The following is a 22417-nucleotide window of genomic DNA, read 5'->3' as shown; positions in this document are numbered from 1 at the left end:
ACGGTCTTAGCCCCCTGCTACGGCAGGCAGTACGGTCAGGCTGTCGCCAGCGCGGGTGGCGGTTTTCAGGCCATCGCTGAAACGGATGTCCTCTTCGTTCACGTAAATGTTCACAAAGCGATGCAGGTCTTCGCCGCTCATCAGGCGTGCCTTGATGCCGGGAAACTGACCTTCAAGATGCTCGATCACTTCGCCTACCGAAGCGCCCTGGGCCTGGACTTTCTTCTCGCCGTTCGTCAGTGGACGCAGCAAGGTCGGAATAGAGACTGAAATGGACATGCTTAAAACTCCTTTGAAATAGTGGTTTCCAACAGCCGGGACGCACGCTCCCTTGAGGGAAGCAACGCTGTTCCCTAGACAATCACGATGGTTTCTTCGGTCACACCGCCGTCGATAATCCGGAAGGATCGAACCGGCACGGTGGCTTGGTCCCAGGTGGACACGATCAGGTAATGCAGTTCGGGATGGCCTGCAAAATCAATGTCGTCCTTGCTGGGAAAAGCCTGGCTGGCGGTATGGGAGTGGTAGATCACGCAGCACTCCTGATCGTCCTCATCCAGACGGCGATAGACCTGAAATTGCTCACGCGAATCGAACTGATAAAACACCTCCGAGGCCGCCCGGTTTTGCATGGGCAGCACACGTTCGGCTACCAGCGAGCCCTCCTGGGCGGCAATCAGTCCGCATGCCTCGATGGGGTGATCCTGCTTGGCATGATTCAGAACTTGCTCCAGGGCAGAACGACGAATCTGCAAGGCCATGATGTGCTCCCTCCCGAACTTAGTAAGACGCCAATTCGGGAGCGACCTGCTCCACCCAAGCCAGTACACCGCCTTCCAGATTGCGCACCTTGGAGGCATTCAACTTGATCAGCTCTTCGCACACGGTCCTGGAACGTGCACCGGAGCGGCACGAGATCACCAGATCCGCATTCGGACCAAAGGCAGCCAGAATCTCGGCAGCGACAGTGGGAGATTTGGGCATCAGAATCGCGCCAGGAATGTTCACGATTTCCCATTCATTGGGATCGCGCACGTCCACCAGGACGGGGGCCTGTTCTTGGTCCAGCCGCTCTTTCAGCTCCAGCACGGTCATGACAGGCACGGGGATGGCCATGGCATCAGCCGGTGGATTCAGGCCGCAGAAGGTTTGGTAATCGCCCAGCTCGGTCACGGGCTTGCGATTGGGCAGGCGACGGATGGGCAGTTCGCGGTAGCACATATCCAGTGCGTCGTAAGCGATCAGACGGCCGATCAAAGGATCGCCAATGCCGGTAATCAGCTTGATGGCTTCGGTGGACATGATGGAGGCAATCGAAGCGCACAAGACACCAAACACACCGCCCTGCGCGCAAGAAGGAGCCAGCTCGGGTGGTGGGGGTTCGGGGTACAGGTCGCGGTAGTTCAAGCCTATGCCACCGGGTGCGTTTTCCCAGAACACCGAGACCTGGCCTTCAAAGCGGAAGATCGAACCCCAGACATAGGGTTTATCGGCCAGCATGCACGCGTCATTGACCAGATAGCGGGTCGCAAAGTTGTCGGTGCCATCCAGAATCAGGTCGTAGCGCGAAAACAGCTCGACCGCCATGTCCGGTTCCAACCTGTCGGTATACGTTTCTACCTTGATGTGGGGGTTGAGCTTGTGAATCGCACGCTTGGCGCTTTCCACTTTCAGCTCGTCAATGCTGTCTACGGTGTGAATGATCTGGCGCTGCAAATTGGATTCATCCACCCGGTCGAAGTCTATGATGCCCAGTGTGCCCACCCCGGCTGCGGCCAAGTACAGCAAGGTGGGCGAACCCAGGCCGCCTGCCCCGATGACCAGCACTTTGGCATTTTTGATGCGGCGCTGACCTTCCATGCCCACATTGGGAATCAAGAGGTGACGGCTATAACGGTTAACCTCTTCGCGGCTTAAAGGCTCACCGGGCTCAACTAAGGGGGGCAAGGTCATAATGACTCCTGGTTAAATACATATGAATACGAACAAGACTTATTCTCAAATATGACTGAAAATGACACAATAGCCTTTGGGTTCTAATTTCTATGCGAGACGGAGCAAAAACGATGAACGCCAACGCAAGCTGTGTGCGCTGGCGTTTTCAGGCCCTGATTTACTGGCTACGCAGCAGAACTTCGGTGCTGGCACCGACGCTATGGCGCACGCGCCAGGCCAATACAAAGGCAAACAGAACGCCCAGGGTGAGCACGCCCAGCATGACAACCTGACCGAAACGGTCCAGCAAGATGCCAGCGGCAATGGGAACGGCCATACGTGCCAGGGTGAAGATGGTCGACTGCAAACCGTAGTCCGAGGCATTGCGCTGTCTACGGGTAAAGAACATGGTCAGTCCAAAGAGCAAGGCTGACACCGCCCCCATGCTGGCTGCAATCAACATGGCACTGCTGATCAGCCACACCGGGCCCAGCTTGGCCCAGACCGAGACCATCAGCAGAATCAGGGACAGCAAGGCCGCCAGCAGATAAATAGGAATGGCACGTGCGGCACCCAGCAATGAGGCCAAGCGACCACCAATCAGGCTGAACACGGCACCCGTAATGCCACCGGCAATCCCTACCGTCCAGGCCACCTCTTCCAAGGGCATGCCCTGGTCCAGCATCAAAGGTTTCAGGTAAAACCAGACAGCGCCAATAAAGGGGAAGCTGGTCAGCAGCAAGCTGGTCCATTGCTTGGCCCCTTCCTGCCCGAAAAAGCTGACCCAATCGGCAACAAAACCGGGCGGTGCCTGCTCGGTTTCAGCCGCTTGCAAACCGGCTTTCGAACGCAAGAAGACAAAAGGCAAACAACCAATCACCAGCCCCAGGCCCATCAAGGCGAACGGTGCCTGCCAACCCCAGCGGGCCTGCACCAGCACCATCACTCCCGCCCCGACAATCGCGCCCAGAAACAAGGCGGCAGAACGAATACTGCCCGCACGTAACTGTTCCTCGCGCGGCAGGTATTGCACGGCCAAGGCATTCAAGGGAATGTCCATCCAGGTCGCCACAATGCTGATGGCAAACGTCAGGGCAAACAGCAGGGTCCGCTGATCAATCAGATTCTCGCGGCCTATGCCCACATACAAAGCCAGCAACAGCACCGCCATCAACCACAGCCAATGCACAAAATGTCCGCCACCCAGGCGGACACGCTGCACCGGCATGGCCAGCACCAGCTTGAAAATGGCGGGCAGGGCCGCCAGCTGGAACAAGCCTATCTCGGTGCCGGACCAGCCATGCTGGCGCATCACCAGGGGCATGCCCAGCATCAGGTAAATACTGGGGACGGCCAGCACCAGATTCATCCAGCCAAACAGCAGCTGCGCCCCCCACGCTTTCCACGTCTTCATTGTCATCACCCTTTGCACGTCTTGCGCGCAATCAATGCAGTGACGGGCGCAACCGGAAAGCGCACCTCATCAAACTGCTGAACATCATCAAATCCGGCTTGTTCCAGCAACTGGGCCAACTGCCCTTCCGGCAACACATGGCGGCCTTGCATGCGCATATGCAGGTAGTAATGCAAAATCCGTCTGGCCTTGCTGACCTCGGTATGCACTTCGGCGTGACAGCACACCAGCACCCCACCGGGGCGCAGCGCGCGATACAGACGGGCCAGCAAAGCGGGAATGTCCGGCACAAAATGCAGCACGGAGGAGCACCAGATCAGGTCGTAATCCGACCCGAAATCGTCCACCAGCAGATCACCGGCCAAGGTGCTGACACGCGCTTCCAGACCGGCATCAAGAATTTTTTGTTGGGCGACGGCAGCCGCCGCTTCATACTCGAACACCACGGCATTCAAGTCCTGCTGCTGTTGCGCCAAGGCGATGGCTACCAATCCTGGCCCACCGCCCAAATCCAGCAGACGTTGCGCCTGCCAGAACTCCGGCACTGCCCCAAAAATCTCACAGGCCACCTCGGCCGTCACCGCCGTTTGTTCCTGGGCAATTTGCGAACGTGCCGCCGCTGCCCAGCCTTGCTGAATCAATGCCGGATCCGCTGGAGGCGATTTGCCATTGCGCAGCAGCTCATCGAGCTGATTGCCCACCTGGCGCAAGACGCCATGCCGAAACAGCAAGGCATCGCCACAATATTGCGCCGAACCCGGATTCAGATAACGCGCCGTTTGCGGCAGGCTGCGATAGCGTCGCGGACAGGTCCACTGACACTCCAGCAGCTCCAGACTCCACAGCAACTCCAGCAGGTAGGCGGTGTTGTCGGCGTCCCACTTGAGCACAAGCGCAAGTTCCTCAGCAGCGATAAACTTATCCAGATGCGCAAACACGCCATATCCCAAAGCCAGGTTCAAGGCATCTGCACTTAAACCCGCCAATTGCGCGTCCCAACAGGCTTGCAGAGCATGCGACTCCAGCAATTGCTCCGACAAAACGACTTCTCCTAGCGATCGATCCAGCACTGTTTTTTACCTCCGTGAATTCCACAATGGCCCTTCCCTCTGCCATCACAGCTAGAAATGATATATATTTAATGAGAATTATTTGCATTAAGATCTATGCTGAACGGAGCAATTCATATGCGAGGCGCTTTTAGCAGGAGAAATGATGAGCACGCGCAAATTTGGCTATCGCTTAACCACGGATGAACCCAGGTCATGCCGCGCTCTGAGCGATGGCCGAGTCCGGCTGCAACTACCCGAAGAACTGGGCCACTGCTATTCCGAATGCGTGGAACTGGAACAAGGGTTTTTGTTGGGCCGTTTGCACTATCACCCCAGCCGATCGCTGGTTGAAGAAAGCAACGGCCCCCATGCGGGCCGTGTCATTGTGGTGACCGTGGGTCTGCAAGGACAGTCGGCCTATCAGGGTCGAGAGAGTTCAGACCTGCTGTTCAAGGCAGGCCATACCACGGTGACGGCTTTCCGATCCCTGCGGGGGGAACGCCACTATCAAGAGGACCAATCCGTATCGCAATTACGGCTGGTCATCAGCGAGGCGGCCTTGAACAAATACGTGGGCCCGGCACGCGCAACCCAGTTGATGGACTGCGTGGGACTGCACCGTCTGTCCTTTCATGCCAGCAGCCAGGCCACCATGGCCCATGCGGCGGCACTGGCACGCTATATGCAGCCGTGCACCCCGGAGCAGCCCATTCATAACCACAGGCTGAACCTGCAAATCCATGCACTAAGCTTGCTGGCCGAGCAGTTCAACCGCCTGGCTCCGCCCGACGCCCCCAACAGCGCCCCGCTGTCGGTGGATGATATTCAGCGGGTCGAGCGAGCACGCGATTTGCTCAGCTCGCAACTGGACCAGCAAATCACGGTGGAGTATTTGGCGACGACGGTGGGCATTAACGAGCACAAACTTAAAGAAGGTTTTCGCTATCTGTACGACAACACGCCTATCGGCCTGCTACTGGAACTGCGTATGCGCAAAGCCTATACCTTGCTGGAGTCCGGCCAACAAGTGGCCCAGGCCGCCTGGCAAGTCGGCTACAAATACCCCAATAATTTTTCCGTCGCCTTTACGCGCTACTTTGGCCGCTCGCCAAAATCCATTTTTGGCAACAAGCGCGCCTAAACCCTTGTATTTCCACTGTTTTCGGCCTCTGGACTCATAGAGGCCCACCCTTCTTTTCGGGCCGCCCCCTGCGGCCCTCTCCCTGAAAAGTTCCCCTCCTGCTTTGACAAATCCCTGCAATTGCAGCGGATTTCCGGTCCTGCATAGGAATTGCTCCGTTCTGCATATCAATCTAAGTGATAATTATTCTCATTAATGTGAATAATATCCCCGTGCCTTTCCTCACCTTTTGAGACAAGTGGTGAGCCTGGCCATCAAACGGGAAGTATTTCCCCACGACAGATTGTTATTTTTCGCACGGAGCCCTGGTTCGTTTTATGTCCGCTACCCTTTCACCCCTACACAAAAAACACGCGCTCAAGCCGCTGGTGTATGCCTTGATTCTGGCCTCCTGGGCCGGGCAGACACAGGCCCAAAGCGTGGGCAGCGCCCCACCCTCCTCCCGTCAGGACGAGAGCCAGGAAGACACGGACAGAGCCACACGTCTGGACACCATTACCGTCGTGCGTGAAACCCGCGATGAGGCCGGTAAAACCGATATATTCGAGAAAGACGTCTCCAATGTGTACGCCGGCAAGGAAGAGATCGAGCTGTACAAGGGCAGCTCCGTGGGAGATTTGTTCAAGGGCCTGAACGGTGTGTATGCGGGAGACTCGCGCAATAGCGGCGCGCTGGACCCGAACATTCGCGGTATCCAGGGTGAAGGCCGTATTCCACTGACGATTGACGGCACGGAACAGGCAACATCAGTCTGGCTGGGACCGGCCGGGGTGGCCAACCGCAACTATGTTGATCCCAATATGATCAGCAGCATTCTGGTGGAAAAAGGCGTGTCGGCAACGTCGGGAGCCAGCGGGATTGGCGGATCGGTGCAGATCCGCACGCTGCAGGTGGAGGATATAGTCAAACCGGGCGAGACCTTCGGGATTGAGCTGAAGGCGGAAACGGCGACGAATTCGACCAAGCCGAATGAGCGTTCGTTCGGAGTGTTCGGTAAAGACTACAGAGACATCCCTGGCGCAGTATTTGATAAAGGTGGTACTAACGGCGTCATTCTGCCGGGATCCGTTTCGCCAGAGCGTATGCCTAAAGAAGGCAATGGCGGCAAGAACTTCAACTTCGAAGACCACTCCTATCGCCTGGCAATCGCAACCAAACAAGAGAACTTTGACCTGCTAGCCGCATACAGCTACCGCAGCCGCGGCAACTATTACAGCGGTAAAAAGGGTAGCGAGAAATACGAGTACGACTCGTGGCAGGAAGATGCCAAGAACGATAAAAGGCCGGGCTTCTCATCCCCAAGCATCAGCTACATCGCCAAATATTTCCGCCCCGGTGAAGAGGTCCTGAACACATCCAGCGAACTGGAAACCACCCTGCTCAAGGGAACGCTGCGCTTACCTCACGATCAAGCCATTGATATGAGCTACATGCGCAGCAACCATACCTTTGGCGAAAGTGTGCCTTGGAACGTGGTCTGGGCCGTGCATGCGCTGGATGGTCAGGGCGAAAAAAAGATTCTGCAAAACGAGAACCCCTATAGCAAGGTCAAACAAGACACCTGGAATCTGAACTACTCCTGGAACCCCGAAGGCAACCGTTTCATCAACCTGAAAGCCGGCGCTTGGATTACCCAAAGTGACAGTGCTCGCCATCAGAACGGTGACGTGATCTATGGCACTCAAGGCGACGGATGGAATGGTCGGGATAACGCGTGGGATGACTATACGGATTGCCACGTCCTGGGCAGAGATCTACCCATGTGTGCCAACGTCCCTACGACTCCACCCGATAAAGAATCCAATGCGGATGGTCGTTTCAACATTGTGCCTCGCGCCTTGCAAATTACCGATCACCGTCGCACAGGTTTGAACCTGAGCAATGAAATGACTTTGCACTCCACCCTGGACTTGAGCTTGCAAGCGGACTTTACGCGCGAAAAACTCAAACAGCATGACGCTTCGGAAAACCTCACGCACCTGACTGAACTGAACTGGGGCGTAAACCATATGGGACCGCGTTCGGGCACCCGCCAACAATGGAACTTTGGTTTTAATTTTGATTGGCGCCCAATCGACTGGTTGCAGGTGAATGCTGGCGCTCGTTACAGCGACTATTGGTCGTATGACGACAAGCTGGCCGAGATGCGTAGCCAGCAGCATAAGGATTGGGCCATTAGGCCCGCTCTGACGGGCTACAACTATCAAGTACAGCGTTTGATGACCGATCAAGAGGCAAACGCGTACGAGAACAAGATTATTCAAAGCTTGACGCCAGCCTATGAAAAATACAAAGAAGACTGGCAAACCTGGTATGACTTTGACCCCAGTTTTGTTGATGGCCCCCTCTTAACCCCTGAGGAGTTTATGGGTGACCAACTGCAACGAGGGAAAGTCAACGGGTATCGCTACACAGACGAATCAGTTTTTGTGCCATCTGGCCAATCACATGCCGGCTTTACTGCAAACAACCCCTTCACGAATGGCGAAATCGATACAAGTGAGAAGGTCACCGATGCCCAGGGCCAAAAAGGCACAGTGGATAAATATATTGCATCGAATGCCAACCGAAAGCCAGTTTATCAAGATGAGTCTGAAATACCGAATAAATGGGAAGAGCCCAAAAAGCAAAAAGATCACGCTTGGGTTCCCCATATTGGGCTGACTGCTTTCGTCACAGACGATATCCGTATCTATGCGCGGTACAACGAGTTTGTCCGCTTCCCTAGCCTGTTTGAGTCCTCCATGGCAATGGCTGGCAGCAGCAAAAGCTCCACAGGTGTCGCAGTTAGCCCGGAGCATGCCTACAACTGGGAAATTGGTTATGCCCACAACCTGAGCGGCTACTTTCCCAGCCTGGACTACGCAGACATCAGGATCAACTACTTCAATAACCGCATCAAAGACTATATAGACCGGGATTGGGACTTCAATGTCGTGCAATTTGCCGAGAAAAAAATGTCCGGCATTGAACTGCAAGCTCGGGTGGATAGTGGCAAATACTTTGCCAACTTTGGTGGCACGTACCGCCTGAAACAACAACTGTGCGACCACGACTACGCACAAACTTTTAATCCCATTCCTGGAGCGTCAGGTGGTCGCAACGTCCCTGGCTGCGTAGATGGTGGCTTCCCTCGCACCTTTGCCAGAACCAGTCTGCAACCCCAGTACTCACTGAATCTGGATGTAGGTGCTCGTCTCCTGGAAAAGAAGCTATTGCTGGGTGCACGCGCCGTTTATCACAGTGCCGCCAAGAACAAAGACGAGGGTGCCTTTGGAGCTATGGGCTGGGCCTATAACCGAGCCAACTACTGGAACCCGATCCTGGTCTTTGATGCCTACGCCAGCTATCAGGTGCAGAAGAACCTGAATGTAGACGTGGCGATCAGCAATCTCACCAATCAGTACTACCTGGATCCCATGGCCCGCACCTCTATTCCGGCCCCTGGGCGAACAGTGCGCGTCGGTATGACAGCACGTTTTTAAGTTAATCAGTTTTTTTGGTCGTTTTCGTAAAAACGCCCTTTTTCTTCACTTAATGGAGTTCGTAATGAAAGCAAGTCTGAATGTACAAAAACTGGCTATTGTTTCGGCTTTCCTGCTGGCCTCCGCCAGCAGCTTCGCCGCCCCCGTTGCAGGTGGCGCTTCCAAAGGTTTTGTCGTTGCTGACAAACCCTCCACGATGATGGCTATCGGCGAAGCAGGCATCTCCATGCCCGGCACCGATCCTTACACTGCGAACCCAGCCGATCAGTCGGGTGTGGTCAGCTTCAAGAGCGGTCCCATTTGGCAAACAAACCAGGTGTTAAGCAATGCAGACGGCCATGGTTACATTGAAATGCCTGCTGGCACGAAAATCTCGGAAACTTGGCGTCACACGATTAGCAGCGGTACTGGTACAGGCACGCAAGTCTACGCTTATCGTCAAATGAACGACCCCCTGACTGGCTACCCACACTTCGGCGGTGAGGTCGTGGCAAAAGTTTCTGGTCAAGAAGTGTATTTTGGTGAATGGGCTCCGCGCGTCGCCAACCCTAGCCAAGGCAGCAGCACCAACTTGAACATGAACAGCGCAGACCGCACAGTGTTCTACACAGGCGAAAACCCAACCACTGCCATGCCTGCTCTGGTCAATGCTGAATACAACGTTGTAGCTGTACGTAAATACAATCCAGGCACTCAAGGTGGTGTATTTAGCGGCGTTTTGACAGCTAACTACGGCGGCGGTAGCGGTACATTGGCTGGCTCTGTCGGTGGTGTGAACTTCAACGGCACCTCCATTGCTTCCAATGGCCAATTTGCACAAGACTTTAGTGACTCCTCGAAAATTCGAGGCCAATTCTACGGTTCCCAAGCAGAAGCCTTGGCAGGTATTTACTACAACCCAGCCAACGGTGCCAAAGACATGGCCTTCGGCGGTGCAAAACAGTAATCCGCCTCTGACAACACCCTAGTGTTGCCATAAGAAAAGGGGGATCGACAAGCTCGATCCCCTTTCTCTCCGGACCCTGCGTCCATCTCCCCTTTTTCTTGCAAGGTTTTCATTCATGCATGGGCGAGCCCTTCCCCTTTTGTGCCTGCTGCTGGCCATGGCATCCAGCGCGGTGCAAGCCAACGACGACGATACGCGCCGACTTCTGAATCAAATCGACCGCAATCTGAACGAACGCGAACGCTCCCATTTAGTGGAAGAAACCCCGCCCGATGTGGACCCATCAGCCCTGATCACCATCAACGGCACAACCTATAGCGTCGATGCCACGCTGACTGATCTGGAACCGGCTATCTATGTCGCCATCAATCTGCAGCAGTGGGCCAAGGTGGATCAGTTTGTAGAAAAGTATCAGGAGCTGCCCGGCCACAACCCTGCCCTGGTGCTGATGGCTCAAGGGATGGTGGCCCGTAGCAAGGACAATCACAGCCTGGCGATCAGCAAGCTGCGCCAGGCTCAGGAAAGCGATCCCAATATGATGCGCGCCAAGCTGGAGCTGGCCCGCCTGCTGTTCGAGGATTATCAATCCAGCGAAGCCAAGGAGCTGTTCAGCCAGATTTCCTCTGCCGGTATTCCTGATGAAGTACGGCCCGTAATCGAAGGCTTCCAGGGTGCCCTGCAAGACCGCAATGCCTGGCACGGTTCCGCCTCGATTGGCTTGGGCTACAACAGCAATATCAACAAAGAAAACGGCCAGGAAGACACCTTCTTTACCTGCTATTTCTTTGGGTGCTTTCCGTCAGTGCGCAAGATGCCGGACCCGGTCAAATCCACGGCCATGGTCTACGACCTGACCTTGAACCGGCGCTTCCAGCTAAGCAGCAACCACAATCTGCTGCTGCGCGGTCTGAGCTACGGCAATCTGTACGACAAGCATAAGGAAGCCGAGCCCAAGAATATTTATTACAGCGACAACACCAGCATTATTTACGCGGGCTACAACTATCAGGACGCTAAAAACGATTTGTCGATTACGCCCTTGTTCGAGAACAATTACACCAACCGTCGCACCAGCTATCAGTCCTGGGGCGGGCGCGTGGACTGGAAGCACAATCTTAGCGACAGGCTGCAAATAGGCGTGAATGCCCAGCACAAGAGCCTGTCCTACAAAGGCGATTTACGGCAGTACTTTGAAGGCGTCAAAGAGAACCAGATAGGCTTGTACGGCTCGTATCTGATTGATGCCAAAACCGTGGTCTACGGGGGCCTGAATTACACCCGTAATCTGCAGTCTCAACAAACTGCGCAAAGCCGCAGCTATATGGCGAACCTGGGAATCTACAGGGCCTTTGATGCGGGTTTCAACATCAACGCCACGGCACTGTACCGGCAGACCCGTCACGATGCCGAGGACTTGTTCCTGGGTGGGCTGCGCAAGGACCGGCAACAGATTTACATCCTGAACGTGGGCATGTCACGCTTCGCCTTCAAAGGCATTACGCCCAATCTGTATGTGAAGCACACCTTCAACAACAGCAATATCGACTGGGCTTTCAAATACAAGCAAACCGAAGTCGCGCTGAAGCTGGAAAAGCGTTTTTAAGCAGGGACTTCTTCGACCTTGGCGGGCTGATCTGGTGCAGTCCCGTTTTAGCATCAAGCGCCTGAAGCGACAGGTAGTTTTTTTAGTGACAGGGAGCGTCGTGTCACTGTTGAGAGAAGCGCTTCCAATGATGTATCGGGGTTCTGTGGCAGGTCTCCAGGCCCAGCGGCAGCGTGTAGATCAGCCCTTCCCGTGATGCTGGTCCAAGAGACAGGACTATAAGGTCTTGTTCCCCAGATAAAACACGCGACAAGCATGAGACTATGATGAGTTTGCAGGGCCAACCGCCCTGCATTTGCTTTGTCTGCTTGCGTTGCGCCCTATTACGGTCCCAGCCCGGACAAAAAAAACCACAAAAATTGCCAAGTGAAAGCCCGGTTGACCATCAGCCGGGATATAGTCGAGCAATCGATTTTCCTTAGCAGACAGAATACTTATCCCTTGGAGTCTTTCCCCATGCTTGGCCAAGAAAAAGAAACTCGCTCTGATACCAGCCCTCAAGACAGCGCCTTTCTGGAAGAAAAAGCCTTCCGCGCCCGTACTGTGCTGGTCTTTGGCACCATCACGGATAAGCTCGCCTCGGAAACCGTGCGCAAGCTGCTGGCGCTGGATGCCGAATCCACCGCCCCCATCACCATGATCGTGTCCTCGCCCGGTGGGCACCTGGAATCGGGCGACGCCATCCATGATGTGGTGCGTTTTATTTCCTCGCCCGTCACCATGGTCGGCACCGGTTGGGTTGGCAGTGCTGCCACCCACCTGTTCCTGGGTGCTGCCCGCGAGCGCCGCGTGTGCCTGCCGCAAACCCGTTTTCTGATTCACCAGCCCAGCGGTGGCGCCGGTGGTCAGGCCAGCGATATGGCCATTCAAGCGCAGGAAATCATGAAAGCGCGCGAACGTATCGCTCAGGTGATTGCCCGTGAAACTGGCCAGCCTATCGAGCGTGTGCGTGACGATATCGAGCGCGACAAATGGATGGGTGCCGAGGAAGCCATTGAATATGGCCTGATCTCGCGCATTATCGAGCGCCGTGACGAACTACTGCCCGCCAGCAAGTAAATATCACCTGAGAGCCCCATCATGCTGACTATTCTTGGCAGAGAATCCTCCATCAATGTGCGCAAAGTCATGTGGACCTGCGCGGAGCTGAATCTGGAATTTGAGCGGCAGGATTGGGGCATGGGTTTCAAGGACGTGAACACGGACGAGTTCCGTGCGCTGAATCCCAACGCGAAGATTCCCGTCCTGCTGGATGGGGATCGCGTGCTGTGGGAATCCCATACCATTGTGCGTTATCTGGCCAACCGCCAGGCACCAACGGCCTTGTATCCGCAAGATGCCTGGCAACGCGCCAAAGTGGATCAATGGCTGGACTGGCAGGCGTCCGAGCTGAACCCAACCTGGACTTATGCGTTTTGGGGTTTGGTACGTCAATCGCCCAAGCATCAGGATGCAGCACAAATTCAGGCATCCCTGGCGGCCTGGACGAAGGTAATGTCGATTCTGGACAAGCACTTGGCGCAGACCCCAGACTATGCCGCCGGATCGGAGTTCAGCCTGGCCGATATTATTCTGGGCCTGTCGATTCACCGCTGGCTGAATACGCCATTTGATCGTCCGGTGCTCAAAGCGACCGAAGACTACTACCATCGCCTGGCTTCACGGCCTGCCTTTGTAGAGCAATGCGCCGGTTTCCCCTAAGCACTGCTTTGCATTGCCTGACCAAAGCCGCCTGCTGTGTTTGCGGCTTTTTTTATGCGTGACTGAACATCAAGGCCACTTAACGCCCTTTTTTCAAAAACGGCAACGGCAACGGCAACGGCAAACCAGCAAACTCTAAATCCAAATCTACTTAAAATTTGGCGCCAGATAACTGGCAAACGCCTCATCAGTCGGCCACCACTTTTGTAATATACTTTTCCGCATGCGCGCCCTGGGTCCCCGTTTCGTTTTCCGCGAAATCCGAGTTTGGCAACTTCTGTTTTGCCTGGCTCTGCTGGCCTACGTCTGTCGCGCTATCGTCCCGGCGGGCTATATGCCGACCCGCTCTACCCAGGACAATGGCTTTGCCATTACCTTCTGTACCGCAGGTAATCCAGCCAATACGCTCTGGATTGATCTGGTCGGCCAGGATGGTCAGGCAGATTCCGATACGCATCAAAACCAGCAGGATTGTCCCTTTGGCATCGCGGCGTCCCCCGCCTTGTTGCCGACTCTGGACGCCCCAGTTCTGATCAGCCTGATCACGTATCGGCCGGTTTTACTGGCCGAGAGCAATCAAACCCGGCCACCGCTACCTGCACAAGGCCCGCCTTTAGGTTCACGCGCCCCACCCTTATCCCTCGCTTGATATGTCCCCGTCCTTGGACGGTCTCTCTTTTTCTATCTAGCCGAGGTTTTCAATGTCGATTTCTTCTACGTCTTTCCGTGCCACTCTGGGCATGGCTGCTGTGCTGTTCGCCTCTTCCGCTGTTGCCCACGTTTCCCTGCAAACCAAGCAAGCCCCGGTAGGCAGCAGCTACAAGGCTGTTCTGTCCGTGCCGCATGGTTGCAAGGGCTCTGCCACCACCAAAATCCGCGTCCGTATTCCTGAAGGTGTGGTCGGTGTAAAGCCACAACCCAAAGCAGGCTGGACGCTGGAAACGGTAAAAGGTGACTACAAGCAGGCCTATACGCGTTGGGGTGCCAAGGTCAGTTCCGGTGTTCAGGAAGTCGTCTGGGCTGGCGGTCCCTTGCAGGACGAGCACTATGACGAGTTCGTGTTCATCAGCTACCTGGCCGATGAGCTCAAACCCAATAGCACGCTCTACTTCCCAGTTGTTCAGGAATGCGAGCAAGGCGTGGAGCGCTGGATTGATCAAGCAGCTCCGGGCACCAAGGAAGCGGCTGACCATTCCGACGCCCCTGCTCCTGCGCTGCAACTCTTGCCCAAGCCTTAAACACCCAGGCGGCTGGTGCCCTTGGGCATCAGCCTGAAGGAGATCTTATGCAAACGCATACCCTGCGTGGGCAGGCGTGTTGCCACCCACTGGTCGTGTTGCTGATTGCCTTGCTGTTGCTGGCCTGGGCACCGGTTCTGTATGCCCATGCATCTCTGGTAGCCAGCAAGCCCGATAGCGGCACAGTGCTGGCTCAGGCTCCCCGCACGGCCAGCCTGAGCTTCAATGAGTCTGTCTCGCCCTTGCTGATGAAGCTGATTCGTCCCGATGGTTCCTCCGAAGAACTGGAGGACGTTCTGCTGCAAGACCAGCGGCTGGAACTGGCCTTGCCGCCCATGGAGACCGAAGGCACTTATGGGCTGAGCTGGCGAGTCATTTCTGCTGACGGCCATCCCGTAGGTGGGACGCTGACGTTTTCCGTTGGCACGCCCAGCGCTAATCTGGTGGAAGGTGCCAGCAGCAATCCCGTCAGAAACAGCCTGATCTGGCTGGCCCGACTCCTGGGCTATCTGGGTCTGTTTACGGGGATAGGCTGGGTGATCTACCGCGCCCTGATTCCAGAATCAAACGACGCATCAAACCCGCAAAGTCGTATCGCGCCGCGCATGTTGGCTATAGGTGCCGTCGCCTTATTGCTGAACCTGGGCCTGGTCGGTGTCGATGCGCTGGACTTGCCCTTGTCCGCCTTGCTCAGCACGGCAGCTTGGAAAACGGCGGCATCCACCTCGATGGGCTTGGCGGTGCTGCTGGGCTGGATAGCCCTGGCCTGTGCCGCCCTCTCCTGGAAAGCAAAAAACGCAACTAGTCAGAAATGGCTGGCTGCTTTGGCGCTGATTCTTTTGGGCGCTTCTCTGGCTTCCAGCGGCCATGCCAGCACGGCCGATCCCGCCTGGCTGTCCCGCCCCAGTGTCTGGCTGCATATCGTGACGGTGACACTGTGGATTGGTTCTTTCCTGCCTTTGGCCTACGCGCTTCAACATGCTCAGGAATCCCGCTTGCTGACGCTGTTCTCACGCTGGATTCCCGCCGTCCTGCTGGTCCTGATTCTGAGCGGAGCTGCACTGATCTACGTGCAATTCGATCAGCTCGCCTCGCTATGGAAAAGCCGATATGGGCAAGTGCTCAGTGCCAAGCTGATTCTGGTTCTGCTCTTGCTGGGCCTGGGAGCCTACAACCGCTATCGCCTGACTCAAGCCGTCTTGCAACAGCGTAGCGATGCTCGGCAAGCTCTGCGGCGTGTGGTTCGTCTGGAATATGTGTTGGTAGTGCTGATCCTGGCCGTGGCCGCTTTGTGGCGCTTTACCCCGCCCCCACGCGCCTTGGCCCAGCTCGTCCCCCCCACCATTTCCAGCCATATCCATACCGAAGCAGGCATGGCGGACTTGCTGTACATCCCGGCTACAACACAGCACCCGGCCATTCTGACCGTCTCTTTATACGAGCCGGATTTCAGTCCCTTGAAGGCGCAAGAAGTAGAGGTGATTTTCAGCAACCCGCAGGCCGGGGTGGAGTCCATTACCTTTCCGGCGGAACTCACGCGGCAGGATCAATGGGAGGTAAGCAATATCCAGCTACCGCATCTGACCAGCTGGAATATTCGTATTCAGGTGCTGATTTCAGACTTTGAACGTATTCACCTGGATAGCACGCTGAATCTGCAAGCCGACTAAACCCCGCGCCCCGAAATCAGAAGGGTTTCATATAACGCTTGGTGGCCTCGATAAAGGCGCGAACATTGGGATGATGTTTGCGCCCGCCTTCAAACAGTAAAGACACGGGCAAGGCCGGCGCATCATCATCACGTAGCAATGGCTCCAGCCCCCCAGCCTCTATCTCGCCCGCCACCTGATAAGACAGGGTGCGCAACACACCCAGGCCCGCCACCGCTGCAGCAATTGCCGCATCCACATGGCTGACGGACAGGCGCGGCACGCCACCCGCACGGCGCACCTCATCCAGCCCCCAACCGCGATGCGGCCCGCCTTCATCCTCGACCCAAATCAAATCGTGCTGCCGCAGGTCTGCCAATGAAGCCGGTCTGCCTTTACGCACCAGATAGTCGGGACTGGCACTGAAAACACGCCGAACTTCTCCGACCGGCACCACATGCAAGGAGCTGTCCGGCAAGTCGGCAATGCGGACCGCAATATCTATCCCTTCCTCCACCAATCGCACCAGACTGTCGCGCAAAATCAGGCGAATTTGCAGTTGTGGATGCAGGCGCAACAACTCCAGCACCACCGGCATTACATACATTTTTCCGAACATGACCGGGGCCGTGACTGTCAGGGTGCCGCTGGGTTCGGAACGGCTCCCCTGCACGCTTTCCACGGCCTGATCAATCTGGGCGATACCCGCCCGGCAGCGCTCCAGAAACAGGCTGCCCTCTTCCGTCAGCCGCACGCTGCGCGTGGTGCGCATCAGCAATTGCACGCCCAAGCTGGCCTCCAGCGCCGCGATGGTGCGCGACACCGTGGTGGGCGACATATTCATGCGCCGCCCGGCCTCGGCAAAGCTGGCCTGCTCTGCGACACAGATAAAAGTACGTAGTGTTTTCAGCCTGTCCATACGCCCCGCCTTCAAAGACTATCCTCAAGAATCGCAATAATAAAGTGCAATTTTAAGCGATTGTTTCCCACTGTCATAGAAAGCAGAATGAATACCTCTTGTTTATGACTGGTGAACTGCCATGAAGCTCTATCACTACGCCCTGTCCGGGCACGCCCATCGCGCCGCCCTGTTTCTGTCTTTAAGCGGTTTGCCCCATGAGTTGATCGAGGTCGATATGGCGGCCAAAGCGCACAAGCGGGCGGAATTTCTGGCCCTGAATGCCTTTGGGGAAATTCCTGTGCTGGATGACGATGGCCGAATCATTGCCGACTCGCTGGCAATTCTGGTCTATATCGCCCGCAAGATTGGCCCCTCGCACTGGCTGCCCAGCGATCCGTATCAGGAAGCGCAAGTACAGCGCTGGCTGTCTGTGGCGGCGGGCAAGATTGCCTACGGTGCCTGTGCGGCTAGATTGGTTACCGTGTTTGGTGCCAGCTTCAATCCCGAAGAAGTGATTACGCACGCCCATGCCACCTTGGCGACTCTGGAACACAGCCTGAAAGACCAGCGCTGGATTGCCGGAACCGAAGATCCCACGATTGCGGACATTGCCCTGTACAGCTATGTAGAACGCGCCCCCGAAGGCAATGTGGATTTGTCCGCCTATCCCCGCATTCAAAGCTGGCTGCGCCAGATCGAGGCCTTGCCTGGCTTTATTCCTTTTCAGAAAACCCGCGCCGGTCTGCAAGCCTGACGACACCCTTGGAACCCAAACACATCATGAACTTCAACAAACTGGAACTGGACCATATAGGCATACGGGTAACGGACCTGGACATTGCCGAAGCCTTTTACGCCAAGCTGGGTTTTCTGCGCGACCCCGACGAGTTTGCGCCCCAGGCCAAAGCCTGCGGCCTGGTTCACACCAACGGAATGCGTATTCACTTGATCTATAACGGCCAGGCCGCAGAGGAAGGCAATGTGCTGCTTGATGCGCCTGTGAAGCGGCCCGGCTACACCCATGCCGCCTTCATCATCGACAGCATGGACGAGTTGCTGAACTGGCTGGAGCGGGAGAATATTCGCGTCAGTGAAGGTCCGGTGATGATGGGACATGGCCGTCGCATGGTCTGCTTCATCCGCGACCCGGATTTGAATGTGCTGGAATTTAACGAGATTCTAGCGGCCTAGTTTGGTACGCAACGTAGGTGCATAACAGCCCCGGCAAGTATTCAACGCTTGCCGGGGCTTTGTTTCTGCTTTTTCTGACAAACCAGCCTTCGACTAGCATATTAAGGCTTCAATCACCGTGCCATCGTGACTGGCCAAGCAAATCAGGCTCAAGCCGCGCCACTCAGCGCAATCAACAAACGATCCAGGGCCAGCTCATAAACACGCTGCGCCGCTTCATCTTTCGTAATGGAGGCAGGCAGACCGCTGCCATGGGCATGGTCGATCAAGATGCCCAGCCATAGCTCCGGCTCTGCCGTGCAGTCGGCCAACAAGGTACGCAGGCGCTGGGTAATCTCCTGTGTCACTCCGGCAAAGGCTTGCGGATCGTTGAAGATGGCCATGGTCAAATGCGGGTGACGACTCACCGCCTGGTGATAACGCAGCAAAATCCGGCGCAGTTCCGAGCCTTCCTGCTCCTCCAGACCTTGCAGAACCTGGGCATACACCCGGTCGGACAAGGCGCGCAGCAAACCCGCCCGATCCGGCACGTGGTTGTACAGACTCATGGGAGTCACGCCCAGGCGGGAAGCCAGAGCTCGCATGCTCAAGCCTTGCTCGCCACCCTCGTCCAGCAGTGCCAGGCCAGCATTCAGAATATCGTCCAGTATCAGGCCGGTGCCTCCCGCCGGACGCCCTCGCCCCCGACTCATGGTTTGAGCTGATAACGCGATTGCACCAGACCGGAGGGAAAGCTCTGGCTGGAAAGCAAACGCCAATCCATATCCTGATTCACACCGCCAAACAGTCGGCGGCCTTCGCCAATCAGGACCGGCATGGTGGAAAGAATCATCTCCTGCACCAAACCGGCACGCAAAAAAGACTGGATAAGCTGGCCGCCGTCAACATAAATACGCTGGAGGTTTTCTGCCGCCAATTGCTCCATCAACTGCTCGGGAGTTTGCCGGGAGAAACGGACTTTGCCTTGCAGATGTTCAGGAACCGGCGTGTCGGCCAATTGCCTGGATAAGACCACGACAGGCAGTTCGTAAGGCCAGGCTTCAAAAGTCAGGACTTTCTCGTAGGTCCCACGCCCCATGACCACCGCATCCTTGTCCGCAATAAAAGCCATATAGCCATGGTCTTCCACAGGATCACTGCGCTCCAGTAACCAGGCAATATCGCCATCCGGTTTGGCGATGAATCCGTCCAGGCTGGTTCCGATGAAAACGTGTGCTGTACTCATAATTTACCCTTTTTATATACGGTGTATATTTTATAGATAAATCAGCAACTGGAAATAAAAATCTGCATCCAGCCCCTCTCCTGCTTTGACGCTGTCTGTTTTAGCCCACGCAAAAACAGGCCGTATCACACGGCCTGTGGTCCCTCCTTTGAACTTGCTCCAGCTCTCAGGCAAGCGTGTCGCCTGCGATTTAGCGGGCCAGCAAACGGCTGGCTTCAAGCCGTGCTTCGCCCTCATCCACAACAAAACTGAATTGCAGGCCCAGCACCCGGCCCAAGGTCTGTTGCGCCAGACGTGCGGCAGCGGGAATGGCCCGCCCCTTGCTGATCACCACCATGCCAGCGCACAAATCCTTCAAGCGCTGCTTGTTCTGCTTGAAGAACAAGGCACGTTGCTTGCGATCTTCGTGGCTTTCTTCATGGGCATGGTCTTCACCGCCCATTCTGTCAGTCAACAAGACAAAGCGTTGGCCCCGATTCAGCAAGGCCTCCAATTGATCCTGTGCCTGCTGCGGTGTTTGCTGCGCGCTGTGTTCTCTTAAAAACACCAATGGAAACTGCGTATCATCAACTTGCATGAGCGGCTCCTTGCCATCAATAAAGACAGCCAATATCGAAGCGGCGCACGCCCAGATGCGGGACACCTCCAAAGGCATGCATCAAACCGCTGGGTAAATACAACCAGGCAGTGTCGCGCAGTAAATACGGACGAACCGTTGCGCCTTCACGTCTCATCACAGCCTGGACTCCACAAAATCGCGCAATTGGGGATCTCGAATCTCCAGGGCATCAAACAAGCCCAGCGCTTTCAGGGCTGGCAAGGCCGCCACAATATCGTTCAAGGCGCGCTGTCGTTCCGCATCGCGGACATCAGGCTGGCGCACGGCCGCTGCATTGGCCAGAAACGCGCCCACCGTGCCTTTGCGAATGGCAGTGCCATTAATCTGAACTTCACTGGCGTGATCGGGAAGAATGTCATGTGCTTGCATGTGTCGCTCCTTTATTCATCAAGGTTTTCAGTGTAAGCAGAACGGCTTTGGCAGCTGTACACTATATCGGTCAATAGATAACAAAATTACGCCATGCCTAAACGCAAAATTGGTCTGCATGATTTTCTGAACTTCCCCGAGCATCCTGTCCTGTTCGCCGTCACCGGCAACCACGAATCGGAGCTGTCCTCGCGCCCCCATCAGCACGCTCGCGGGCAGTTGTTCGGTTCCCTGCGTGGCCTGCTTTCCGTCGGGGTGGAGGACGCCGTTTGGGTGGTGCCCGCCATCCATGCCGTCTGGCTGCCGCCGCATGTCCTGCATTCGGGCCAATCGCACGGCCCGTTTCATGGCTGGAGCGTCTATATAGACGAAGCGGCCTGCGCCGACCTGCCCTCCCAAGCCTGCACCTTGCGCACCTCCGGCCTGCTGCGTGAAGCCGTGCTGCGCGCCTGCTCCTGGGATTTGATTCCCGCTGCCCCCTTGCCCCCAGCCCAGGCCCATATCGCCTCCGTCATCCTGGATGAAATCCGCAATCTGCCCATCGAACCTTTTGGGCTGCCGCTCCCCCAGGACCCGCGCCTGCAACGCATTGCCCGCGCCCTGATTGCCGACCCCAGCAACAATCAAGGCATGGAGCATTGGGCTGACTGGGCGGCCGTCAGCCTGCGCACCTTAAGCCGCCGTTTCGTGACCGAAACCGGCTTTAACTTCACCGCCTGGCGGCAACGCGCCCGCCTGATGCGCTCCCTGGAAATGCTGGCAGCCGGGGAGCCGGTCGCCACGATTGCCTACGATCTGGGTTATTCCAGCCCCAGCGCCTTTATCAGCCTGTTCCGGCGCAGCTTTGGGCACACCCCGGCCAACTACCGCAACCAACTGTGAGCCCTAGCCCTAAAGCGCTTTACGACCGCCTAGGAATGCCATAAAGTGATGGAATAAAAATTCAAGCATCACTTTTAGACATAGGATGGCCGACATGGAAATGCGCCAATTACGGATTTTTTGTGCCGTTGCCGAGCATGGCAGCTTTACGGCCGCTGCTCAGAAAGTGCACACCGTGCAATCCAACGTCACCATGCGCGTCAAAGAGCTGGAGGCCGAACTGGAACAGCAATTGTTCATACGCCAGAAAAGCGGCGTGGTGCTGACTCCGGCTGGCCATACCTTTCTGACCTACGCCCGCCGTATCTTGCAGCTGACCGATGAAAGCCGTGCCGCCCTGCAAGACACCGGCACTCCCAGCGGTCTGCTGCGTCTGGGCTCCATGGAAACCACGGCCGCCATCCGTCTGCCCCAGGTTCTGACCCAATACCGCGAACGCTACCCCCAGGTTCAGCTGTCCTTGCAAACCGGCACCACGGCCGAACTGATCAAGGCCATTGAGACCCATCAGCTCGATGGTGCTTTTGTCGGTGGCTTTCATCAAAACGCGGCCCTGACTCAAGAAGAAGTATTTGAAGAAGAGCTGGTACTGGTCAGCAGCAAGGCAGTGGAATCCCTGCCCGCCCTGATCGAAAAAATCCCCCAACAAACGGTTCTGGTGTTCAGGACGGGCTGCTTTTACCGCTCCACGCTGGAACACTGGTTTTATCAGGCCGGACTGGTGCCCAACCAGATCATGGAAATGGGCACACTGGACGGCATTCTGTCCTGCGTGGCCTCGGGCATGGGCATTACCCTGCTGCCCAAAGCCATCGCCCAGAACGGCAGCTTGCGCCTGCCAGTGCAATGCCACGAATTGCCGCCTGAAGTTGCACGGGTAAAAACCGTGTTTATCCGTCGTGCCGACGCAAATCCTGGCTCGGCCCTGCGCAGCTTTGTGGCCCTGGCTCAAGCGCAGTTCGCCCAATTGCCCAGGCTGGATCAGGGCGAGGCCGAATTACCTGCTCTGACGGGCCAGCCTGTGGGTCTGTCCAGCAGCGCCGCACAGGCTTTGCCGCAGTAAAGC

Annotated in this window: 24 protein-coding genes; 13 read left to right on the top strand and 11 right to left on the bottom strand. The window is 56.2% G+C overall.

What is annotated here, in order from left to right:
• Positions 1–6: 6 nt before the first annotated feature.
• The 5 genes from DUD43_RS08495 to DUD43_RS08475 form a co-directional block, all read right to left on the bottom strand.
• Positions 7–279 (bottom strand): MoaD/ThiS family protein, encoded by a 273-nt coding sequence (locus DUD43_RS08495; protein ID WP_003801260.1) that lies wholly within the window; start codon positions 277–279, stop codon positions 7–9.
• A gap of 74 nt (positions 280–353) precedes the next feature.
• On the bottom strand, positions 354–761 hold the full coding sequence (locus DUD43_RS08490) for a Mov34/MPN/PAD-1 family protein (protein ID WP_003801262.1): 408 nt from the start codon (positions 759–761) through the stop codon (positions 354–356).
• Between the two features lie 19 nt (positions 762–780).
• On the bottom strand, positions 781–1953 hold the full coding sequence (gene moeB, locus DUD43_RS08485) for a molybdopterin-synthase adenylyltransferase MoeB (protein WP_086068304.1): 1173 nt from the start codon (positions 1951–1953) through the stop codon (positions 781–783).
• A 160-nt stretch (positions 1954–2113) separates the two neighbouring features.
• On the bottom strand, positions 2114–3349 hold the full coding sequence (locus tag DUD43_RS08480) for an MFS transporter (protein ID WP_226348856.1): 1236 nt from the start codon (positions 3347–3349) through the stop codon (positions 2114–2116).
• 5 nt (positions 3350–3354) lie between these two features.
• Positions 3355–4389, bottom strand: a complete 1035-nt coding sequence (locus DUD43_RS08475; protein ID WP_086060619.1) for a methyltransferase domain-containing protein — start codon at positions 4387–4389, stop codon at positions 3355–3357.
• A 175-nt stretch (positions 4390–4564) separates the two neighbouring features.
• On the opposite strand from DUD43_RS08475, the gene DUD43_RS08470 reads away from it, so the two are divergent.
• The 9 genes from DUD43_RS08470 to DUD43_RS08430 all read left to right on the top strand — a co-directional run bounded on the left by DUD43_RS08470 (position 4565) and on the right by DUD43_RS08430 (position 16185).
• Entirely contained in the window at positions 4565–5542 is a 978-nt protein-coding gene (locus DUD43_RS08470; protein WP_153229935.1) for a helix-turn-helix domain-containing protein, read from the top strand.
• 317 nt (positions 5543–5859) lie between these two features.
• Entirely contained in the window at positions 5860–9027 is a 3168-nt protein-coding gene (locus DUD43_RS08465; protein WP_153229934.1) for a TonB-dependent receptor domain-containing protein, read from the top strand.
• Positions 9028–9091: 64 nt separating this feature from the next.
• A complete protein-coding gene (locus DUD43_RS08460) occupies positions 9092–9973 on the top strand; it encodes a Slam-dependent surface lipoprotein (protein WP_153229933.1) in 882 nt (293 codons plus the stop codon).
• Positions 9974–10088: 115 nt separating this feature from the next.
• Positions 10089–11576: a surface lipoprotein assembly modifier gene (locus tag DUD43_RS08455; RefSeq protein WP_153229932.1), complete on the top strand. Its 1488-nt coding sequence runs from the start codon at positions 10089–10091 to the stop codon at positions 11574–11576.
• Positions 11577–12032: 456 nt separating this feature from the next.
• Positions 12033–12635, top strand: a complete 603-nt coding sequence (locus tag DUD43_RS08450) for an ATP-dependent Clp protease proteolytic subunit (protein ID WP_042479978.1) — start codon at positions 12033–12035, stop codon at positions 12633–12635.
• Positions 12636–12656: 21 nt separating this feature from the next.
• Positions 12657–13277 (top strand): glutathione S-transferase family protein, encoded by a 621-nt coding sequence (locus tag DUD43_RS08445; protein ID WP_153229931.1) that lies wholly within the window; start codon positions 12657–12659, stop codon positions 13275–13277.
• A 223-nt stretch (positions 13278–13500) separates the two neighbouring features.
• Complete coding sequence (locus DUD43_RS08440; protein WP_153229930.1) at positions 13501–13926, top strand: DUF2946 family protein; 426 nt, start codon at positions 13501–13503, stop codon at positions 13924–13926.
• A gap of 52 nt (positions 13927–13978) precedes the next feature.
• The gene (locus tag DUD43_RS08435) at positions 13979–14515 is read left to right on the top strand and encodes a YcnI family protein (RefSeq protein WP_083053694.1); all 537 of its coding nucleotides are present in this window, start codon (positions 13979–13981) and stop codon (positions 14513–14515) included.
• Positions 14516–14562: 47 nt separating this feature from the next.
• Positions 14563–16185 (top strand): copper resistance CopC/CopD family protein, encoded by a 1623-nt coding sequence (locus tag DUD43_RS08430; protein ID WP_153229929.1) that lies wholly within the window; start codon positions 14563–14565, stop codon positions 16183–16185.
• 16 nt (positions 16186–16201) lie between these two features.
• Here DUD43_RS08430 and DUD43_RS08425 read toward each other — a convergent pair whose 3' ends face one another.
• A complete protein-coding gene (locus tag DUD43_RS08425; protein ID WP_153229928.1) occupies positions 16202–17083 on the bottom strand; it encodes a LysR family transcriptional regulator in 882 nt (293 codons plus the stop codon).
• A 121-nt stretch (positions 17084–17204) separates the two neighbouring features.
• On the opposite strand from DUD43_RS08425, the gene DUD43_RS08420 reads away from it, so the two are divergent.
• Both DUD43_RS08420 and DUD43_RS08415 read left to right on the top strand, forming a co-directional pair.
• Positions 17205–17819 (top strand): glutathione S-transferase family protein, encoded by a 615-nt coding sequence (locus DUD43_RS08420; RefSeq protein WP_153229927.1) that lies wholly within the window; start codon positions 17205–17207, stop codon positions 17817–17819.
• A 26-nt stretch (positions 17820–17845) separates the two neighbouring features.
• The gene (locus DUD43_RS08415) at positions 17846–18256 is read left to right on the top strand and encodes a VOC family protein (protein WP_153229926.1); all 411 of its coding nucleotides are present in this window, start codon (positions 17846–17848) and stop codon (positions 18254–18256) included.
• 149 nt (positions 18257–18405) lie between these two features.
• Here the strand turns inward: DUD43_RS08415 and DUD43_RS08410 are convergent, their stop codons facing one another.
• From DUD43_RS08410 to DUD43_RS08390, 5 genes are all read right to left on the bottom strand, one after another.
• A complete protein-coding gene (locus tag DUD43_RS08410) occupies positions 18406–18948 on the bottom strand; it encodes a TetR/AcrR family transcriptional regulator (RefSeq protein WP_153229925.1) in 543 nt (180 codons plus the stop codon).
• Positions 18945–19481, bottom strand: a complete 537-nt coding sequence (locus tag DUD43_RS08405; RefSeq protein ID WP_153229924.1) for a dihydrofolate reductase family protein — start codon at positions 19479–19481, stop codon at positions 18945–18947. Before DUD43_RS08405 ends, DUD43_RS08410 begins: the two co-directional genes overlap by 4 nt.
• Positions 19482–19671: 190 nt before the next feature.
• Complete coding sequence (locus tag DUD43_RS08400) at positions 19672–20058, bottom strand: hypothetical protein (RefSeq protein WP_153229923.1); 387 nt, start codon at positions 20056–20058, stop codon at positions 19672–19674.
• Positions 20059–20074: 16 nt separating this feature from the next.
• On the bottom strand, positions 20075–20218 hold the full coding sequence (locus tag DUD43_RS08395; protein ID WP_153229922.1) for a hypothetical protein: 144 nt from the start codon (positions 20216–20218) through the stop codon (positions 20075–20077).
• Entirely contained in the window at positions 20215–20469 is a 255-nt protein-coding gene (locus DUD43_RS08390) for a hypothetical protein (RefSeq protein WP_153229921.1), read from the bottom strand. Before DUD43_RS08390 ends, DUD43_RS08395 begins: the two co-directional genes overlap by 4 nt.
• A 93-nt stretch (positions 20470–20562) precedes the next feature.
• On the opposite strand from DUD43_RS08390, the gene DUD43_RS08385 reads away from it, so the two are divergent.
• Together DUD43_RS08385 and DUD43_RS08380 are read left to right on the top strand one after the other, a co-directional pair.
• The gene (locus DUD43_RS08385) at positions 20563–21351 is read left to right on the top strand and encodes an AraC family transcriptional regulator (RefSeq protein ID WP_153229920.1); all 789 of its coding nucleotides are present in this window, start codon (positions 20563–20565) and stop codon (positions 21349–21351) included.
• A 94-nt stretch (positions 21352–21445) separates the two neighbouring features.
• Positions 21446–22414, top strand: a complete 969-nt coding sequence (locus DUD43_RS08380; protein ID WP_194273466.1) for a LysR family transcriptional regulator — start codon at positions 21446–21448, stop codon at positions 22412–22414.
• Positions 22415–22417 lie beyond the last annotated feature (3 nt).

The organism is Alcaligenes faecalis (assembly GCF_009497775.1).
GTDB classification, from domain to species: Bacteria; Pseudomonadota; Gammaproteobacteria; order Burkholderiales; family Burkholderiaceae_B; genus Alcaligenes; species Alcaligenes faecalis_D.
This window is presented reverse-complemented; position numbering and strand designations above follow the sequence as displayed.